The 1,144-nt window shown below is 62.4% G+C and carries 2 protein-coding genes; both read right to left on the reverse strand.

Translation table 11 applies throughout. The features are described 5' to 3' along the window. Positions 1–116: GTP-binding protein (locus tag AC1DT3_RS22065; protein ID WP_477467312.1), on the reverse strand; the 116-nt coding region annotated here is incomplete at its 3' end. Between the two features lie 65 nt (positions 117–181). Next, a complete protein-coding gene (locus tag AC1DT3_RS22070) occupies positions 182–1,117 on the reverse strand; it encodes a metal ABC transporter substrate-binding protein (protein ID WP_477467313.1) in 936 nt (311 codons plus the stop codon). Positions 1,118–1,144 lie beyond the last annotated feature (27 nt).

A 1,144-nucleotide genomic window follows, 5' to 3' on the forward strand; every position in this document is an offset into this window, starting at 1 on the left:
TTGACGATCACGGCGTAGCGCTTGCCGTGCGGCTCGGTGAGAATGCGGTTGAGGAGCGTCGTCTTGCCGGCGCCGAGATAGCCGGTGAGAACGGTGACGGGAATCTTGTCGGACATGGGGTCATCCTGGAAACGAAAGGCCGGCGGCATCTCCCCGCGACAGGAAGGGGAGACGACACGGCTCAGCTCGAAAGGGCTGCGCTGAACGCCTTTATATTGTGTCGCATCATATCAATGTAAGTCCCCGCCGGGCCGTTGGGGTCTGATAGGGCATCGGAGAAAACCGGTTCCCCGATCTTTGCACCAGTTTCCTTGGCGATGCGCTCCATCAGGCGCGGGTCAGATATGTTCTCAACGAAGATCGCGCTGATCTTCTCGGCCTTGATCTGCCGGATGATCTTGGCGACGTCCTTGGCCGAGGCCTCCGCATCGGTCGAGACGCCTTGCGGCGCGATGAAATCGATGCCGTAGGCGGCCTCGAAATAGCGGAAGGCGTCGTGGGACGTGATGAGCTTGCGCCGTTCGGCCGGAATCCGATCCACCAGGGCCTTGATCTCTTTGTCGAGGTCATCGAGTGCCTTCAGGTATGTGGCTGCATTCGCCCCGTAGGTCGCCTTGCCGGCGGGATCGGCCGCGCTGAGGGCGTCGCGGATATTGGCCACATAGATCTGCGCGTTCGCGACGCTCTGCCACGCGTGAGGATCGAAGGCTCCGTGATCATGGGCGTGCTTATGATCGCCATGATCCGCGTTTTCTTCGCTGGTGATCGGCTTGACGCCCGTGGCGGCCTCGACGATCGCCGCCTTGGTGCCGGAGGATTTGATCAGGCGGTTGATCCACCCTTCGAATTTCAGCCCGTTCGCGAAGACGACCTTGGCTTCGCCGAGGCGTCGTCCGTCGGCGGGAGTCGGTGCATAGACGTGGGCGTCGCCGTTGGGCCCGACTAGCGTCGCGACGTCGACGCGCTCGCCGCCCACCTGCCGCACGAGGTCGCCGAGAATCGAGAAGGTGGCCACCACCCTCAATTTCTCCCCGCTCTGAGCTGCCGCACCCAAGCAGGAGCCCGCGAGGACCGAAAGCCCGAGCGCGGCCGTGACGATGGATTTCTTGAAGGACATCGAAGCTCCTTGAGATGTGGTTCGATC

This window comes from Microvirga sp. P4_G7, assembly GCF_056401005.1.